The organism is Micromonospora sp., from assembly GCF_048594385.1.
Classification (GTDB): Bacteria; Actinomycetota; Actinomycetes; order Mycobacteriales; family Micromonosporaceae; genus Micromonospora; species Micromonospora wenchangensis.
Window position 1 is genome coordinate 1 of sequence record NZ_JBMDWU010000412.1, and the last position, 5,649, is coordinate 5,649.

Sequence of the window (5,649 nt, forward strand, 5' to 3'; positions counted from 1 at the left end):
TAGGCGACCACCGCGAGTGTCTCCAGGGCGGCCTGGGTCAACCGGACCGACTGCCCGTCCAACACGAACCGTTCCACGTACGTCGCGTATTCCGGCCGGGTGTAGAGCCGCCAGCCGCCAGCCGCCCGGCGCAGCTCGAACCCGTGCCCGGTGGCGGTGTAGCCGGCCGCGATGTCGTCGAGCACCGGCCCGATCCGTTCCGGGGGCTGCTCCAGCACCTGCGCCAGCACCAGCTCGCTGACCGGTTCGTCGACCACCAGCAGGATGGCCTCCAACGCGCCGCGCAGCTCCGCGTCGTCGAGTTCGGGTGCCGGCGGCGGAGCGACCGGCACCCGCCGTCGTCCCGCCGGCTGCCGCTTCGGTACGCCCGCCGCGCCCCGCTCCCCCGCGGCCTCCGGCCCGGCGTCGCCGCCACCCGCCCCACCGGCCGCGGTCGCGGCGGCTGAGGTCACGTCCTCGCCCGGTCCGGGATCGGGTGTCCCGTTGGCGGCAGGCCCGCAACCGGCCGTCCCGGCATCGGCTGGTCCGGCGTCGGCCACCGCCAGGTCGGCCACTGGCGGGTCGGCCACTGGCGGGTCGGCCACTGGCGGGTCGGCCACTGGTAGGTCGGCTGCCGCCGGGTCGGCCGGTGCCGTCGGCGCGGGCAGCCCGGGAACCGGGTCCGTGCCGGGCGCACCGGGAGCGTCCACGCCCTCGGGTTCCGAGGGGGTGTCAGCCGGCTTGCGCGCGGGGGTGGGCCGCTCCCAGGGGGGAATCCAGGCGGCGGCCTGGTCGGCCAGCGAGTCCCGGCGCTCCTCGTCGCTCATCAGTTCTCCTGCATCGATGCGGGCTCGTCCCCCGGCCCGGCGGCAACCGTCCCACCCGGCTTCGACCCGCCACGCCCCGACCCACCGTGCACCGGGTCGGTGGGCTCAGGGTCGGCGGCGGTGCCGGGGTCGGCAGTCACCAGGGCGGGCGTGGCGGTGGTCGGGCTGTCGGTGGCGGGCTCGGCCGGGTCGGGGTCGGCGGGGCTGCCGGCGTACTCGTCGACGTGCAGGTCGGCGCCGCCGTCGGCGGGGCCGGTCCAGCGCACCGTCAACTCCTCCAGGGCCTCCTCCTGGACGAACGCGACCAGCCCCTCCCGGTACAGCTCCAGCAGGGCCAGGAAGCGGGCCACCACCTCCAGGGTGATCTCGCAGTCGGCGCAGAGCAGGGCGAAGGTGGCGACCCCGGCCCGGCGTAGCCGCTCGGCGATGACCGCCGCGTGTTCCCGGACACTGACCCGGACGAGGTGCACGTGCGCGATGGACACCTCGGGCACCGGTTTCGGGGTCATCGCCCGCACGGCGAGCGTGCGCAGCCGTTCCGGGCCGATGCCGAGCACCAGGTCGGGCAGGGCCTCGGCGTACCGGGCTTCCAGGGTGACCGCCCGCGGGTAGCGTCGCCCGCCGACAGCCTCCAGTTCGGCGATGTGCGCCGCCGCCTCCTTGGACGCCTTGCACTGCAACAGCCGGGCGAAGAGCAGGTCCCGCGCCTCCAGCAGGGCGAGATCCTCCTCGTCCTCCACCTCGGCCGACGGCAGCAGCCGGGCCGCCTTCAGGTCGAGCAGGGTGGCGGCGACGAGCAGGAACTCGCTGGTCTCGTCGAGGTCCCACTCGTCGCCCATGGCGCGCAGGTAGGAGATGAACTCGTCGGTGACGGTGTGCAACGCCACCTCGGTGACGTCCAGCTTGTGTTTGCTGATCAACTGCAGCAGCAGGTCGAACGGGCCGGTGAAGTTCGCCAGCCGGACGGTGAAGCCGCCGCTCTGCCCGGCCTGCGGCACCCCCGCCGGGTCGGTCGCCACGTCGGCGGCGACCTCGGCGGCCAGCACGGGCGGCTGCTGCGGGGTCGTCGGCGGGTCCAGCGGCGGCGCGGTCACCGGACGACCGTAGTCCACGCCCCGGACGTCGTCGCCGTCCGGGACGCCCCGGCGTGCACCCCGACCTACCGGTCGGCCTGGGCCGCGATCACCTCACGGGCCAACTGCCGGTAGTTGCGGGCCCCCGAGGAAGCCGGGTCGAGGGTGGTGATCGGCGCACCGGCCACCGTGGACTCGGGGAACTTGACCGTCTTGGTGATGACGGTCTGGTAGACCTTGTCGCCGAACGCCTCGACCACCCGTTGCAGCACCTGCCGGCAGTGGGTGGTGCGGCTGTCGTACATGGTGGCGAGGATGCCCTCGAGTTCCAGGTCGAAGTTGAGCCGCTCACGCACCTTGTCGATGGTGTCCAGCAGCAGCGCCACCCCGCGCAGGCTGAAGAACTCGCACTCCAGGGGGATGAGCACCCCGTGCGCGACGGTCAGCGCGTTGATCGCCAGCAGGCCCAGCGAGGGCTGGCAGTCGATCAGGATGTAGTCGTACTCCTTACGCACGTTGCGCAGCACCCGGGCCAGGGCCATCTCCCGGGCGACCTCGTTGACCAGCTGTATCTCGGCGGCCGACAGGTCGATGTTGGCGGGCAGGATGTGCAGGCCGGCCACGTCCGTCTTGATCAGGACGTCCTCGGCCATGACGTCGTCCTGCATGAGCAGGTTGTAGACCGACAGGTCCAGGTTGTGCGGGTTGACCCCGAGGCCCACCGACAGGGCGCCCTGCGGGTCGAAGTCGACGAGCAGCACCTTGCGGCCGTACTCGGCCAGGGCCGCGCCCAGGTTGATGGTGGTGGTGGTCTTACCCACGCCACCCTTCTGGTTGGCCATCGCGATGATCCGCGCCGGGCCGTGCCGGTCGGTGGGCATCGGCTCGGGGATCGGCTTGCGCATCGTGTAGGCGGCCGGATCGGCCGGGCCCAGGTCGGCGCCGAGCGACGCCTGCTGCTCACGGAGCTCCGACGTCCAGGCGTCGGCACGGTCACCGTTGCCAGCCATGTCCTCGTTGCCCCCTCCCGACGACCACCCGGCGTCGGAGCTGTCCGACGTCCTTCGCGGCGCCGCGGCGCACCCCGGTTGTCGCCCAGGAGGTCCGCGCCGATGCCGACTCTACGCCACCGGCGACCAGCACGTTCGGCACCGGTCCGGCGTGTCGGGCATAGCGGCCGGTCAGCGGGCCGGCGGGGGGTCCGCGTCGCGGGCGCGGGGGTGGCTGGTCGCGTAGACCTCGCGGAGCCGGTCCACGGTGACCAACGTGTACACCTGGGTGGTGGTGACCGAGGCGTGGCCGAGCAACTCCTGCACCACCCGCACGTCCGCGCCGCCGTCGAGCAGGTGGGTGGCGTAGCAGTGGCGCAGGGTGTGCGGGGAGACGGCGTGCGGCCCGTCCACCGGCAGTCCGGCCCGGCGGGCGGCCCGCCGCAGCACCGTCCACGCCCCCTGCCGGGTCAGCGGCCCGCCCCGGGCGTTGACGAACACCGTCGGGGTGCCCCGCCCGGCGGCCACCAGCGCCGGCCGGGCCCGCACCAGGTAGGCGCGCAGCGCGTCGACGGCGTACCCGCCGACCGGCACCAGCCGGGTCCGGCCGCCCTTGCCACGCAGCAGGGCGGCGCCCTCGTCGACGTCCAGGTCGTCGACGGCGGCACCGACCGCCTCGGAGATCCGCGCGCCGGTGCCGTACAGGAACTCCAGCAGCGCCCGGTCGCGCAGGGCGAGGGCCGCCCCGTCGCCGGTGGCGGTGACCGGGCCGGCGGTCTCCAACAGCCGGACCACGTCGTCGACCGGCAGCGCCCGGGGCAGCCGGCGGGCCGGGGTGGGTGGGCGCACGTCGCGGCTGGGGTCGTCGCCGGTCAGGCCCTCACGCACGGCGAACCGGTGCAGCCCGCGCACGGCGGACGCGGCCCGCGCGGCCGACGTCACCGCCAGCGGCGGATGGTCGTCGTCACCGGCACGCAGCCGGGCCAGGTGCGCCTCGACCTGCCGGGCGTCGACGGCGGCCAGGTCGCGCACCCCGGCGGCGGCCAGGGTGTCCAGGTACCGGTCCAGGTCCCGCCGGTACGAGGTGAGGGTGTTGGTCGACAGTCCCCGCTCGACGGTGAGGTGGTCGAGGTAGCCGCGCACGACCCGCCGCAGGGCCGGCGCGGGCTCCCCGCCCACCCCGACCCCGTCACCTGCCACCCCCGGCACCCCGTCTGCGGCCGCGCGGGGCACGACGTCGGATGCCGGGGCGTGCGTCGTCGGCCCGGTCAGGCCAGCACCTCGTCCAGCGGGAGGGTGGCCATGCCGTGCGCCTCGGCGACCGGGCCGTAGACGACCTGACCGTCGTGGGTGTTCAGGCCCAGCGCCAGGGCCGGGTCGTGGCGCAACGCGTCACGCCAGCCCTGGTTGGCAAGCTCCAGCGCGTACGGCAGGGTGACGTTGGTCAGCGCGTAGGTGCTGGTGTGCGGCACCGCGCCGGGCATGTTCGCCACGCAGTAGAAGATCGAGTCGTGCACCTGGTAGGTCGGCTCGGCGTGGGTGGTGGGGCGGGAGTCCTCGAAGCAGCCACCCTGGTCGATGGAGATGTCGACCAGCACACTGCCCGGCTTCATCCGGGACACCAACTCGTTGGAGATCAACGTCGGGGCCTTCGCGCCCGGGACGAGGACCGCGCCGATGACCAGGTCGGCGTCGAGCACCGCCCGTTCGATCTCGTACGCGTTGGAGGCGACCGTCTGCAGGTGGCCCCGGTAGATGGCGTCGGCCTGCCGCAGCCGGGCCACGTTCTTGTCCAGCAGCAGCACCTCGGCCTGCAGGCCCAACGCGATCGCGGCGGCGTTCATCCCGGACACGCCCGCGCCGATGACGACGGTCTTCGCCGCGTACACCCCGGACACGCCACCCATCAGGATGCCCCGCCCGCCGCCCTGCCGCTGCAGGTGGTACGCGCCGACCTGCGGGGCGAGCCGGCCGGCCACCTCGGACATCGGGGCGAGCAGCGGCAGCGACCGGTCGGGCAGTTCGACGGTCTCGTAGGCGATGCCGGTGACCCTCCGGTCGACCAGCGCGTCGGTGCACTCCTTGGACGCGGCCAGGTGCAGGTAGGTGAAGAGCACCTGCCCGGCGCGCATCCGGTGGTACTCCTCGGCGATCGGTTCCTTCACCTTCAGCACCAGCTCGGCGGTGTCCCACACCTCGTCGGCGGTGCCGAGGATGGTGGCCCCGGCGGCGGTGAACTCGTCGTCGGTGAGGCTGGACCCGACGCCGGCACCGGCCTCGACGAAGACCTGGTGACCGTGGCGGACGAACTCGTTGACGCCCGCCGGCGTGATCGCCACGCGGTACTCGTGGTTCTTGACCTCGCGGGGGATTCCGACCTTCACGTGAGACACCTTCCTCCGGGGTGCCGCACCCCGGACTGCGCGGTGCCCCGCCGGCTCCGTTGCCGACGCGGTCCACCGTTCCCGCCGGCGGCAGTCTAGGCGTGCCGCCGACCCCCGACGGGCGGCACAGTGACAACCGGTGCCCGATGCGCCTGACGGTGTGTCAGGCATACCGCGCAGGCCAGCCGTTCGGCGTCACACCCATCGTCGCACCGCGCGGCCCCGACCGCCGCACGGGAAACGCTCCCGCAACGACGTCGTGACACAGCGGGCCGGCCGGGACGGACGGACGACACAGGGGCCGCGCGGCGTACCGCGACGGCCCCTGTCGGCGTACCGGATCAGCGGTGCAGCGGGGTGTCGGCGCGGCGCAGCACCGACCAGCCGGCGTCGCGGG

General features: G+C 74.1%; 5 protein-coding genes. All 5 read right to left on the reverse strand.

Annotated features, from left to right (window positions below; all coding sequences use genetic code 11):
* The coding region (scpB, locus tag ACOJTC_RS22030; RefSeq protein ID WP_420118295.1) for an SMC-Scp complex subunit ScpB at window positions 1-806 on the reverse strand (806 nt) is incomplete at its 3' end.
* Window positions 806-1,900, reverse strand: a complete 1,095-nt coding sequence (locus ACOJTC_RS22035; protein ID WP_420118296.1) for a segregation/condensation protein A — start codon at window positions 1,898-1,900, stop codon at window positions 806-808. The genes ACOJTC_RS22035 and scpB, both read right to left, overlap by 1 nt.
* Before the next feature lie 65 nt (window positions 1,901-1,965).
* Complete coding sequence (locus tag ACOJTC_RS22040; RefSeq protein ID WP_067315071.1) at window positions 1,966-2,889, reverse strand: ParA family protein; 924 nt, start codon at window positions 2,887-2,889, stop codon at window positions 1,966-1,968.
* 171 nt (window positions 2,890-3,060) lie between these two features.
* Window positions 3,061-4,068, reverse strand: coding sequence for a site-specific tyrosine recombinase XerD (locus ACOJTC_RS22045; protein ID WP_420118297.1), 1,008 nt, complete (start codon window positions 4,066-4,068; stop codon window positions 3,061-3,063).
* A 68-nt stretch (window positions 4,069-4,136) separates the two neighbouring features.
* A complete protein-coding gene (gene ald / locus ACOJTC_RS22050; protein WP_420118298.1) occupies window positions 4,137-5,252 on the reverse strand; it encodes an alanine dehydrogenase in 1,116 nt (371 codons plus the stop codon).
* Window positions 5,253-5,649: the final 397 nt, after the last annotated feature.

Coding starts and splice junctions, on each gene's coding strand:
- ACOJTC_RS22040 (WP_067315071.1), bottom strand. CDS start 2,889: ATGGCTGGCAACGGTGACCGTGCCGACGCCTGGACGTCGGAGCTCCGT.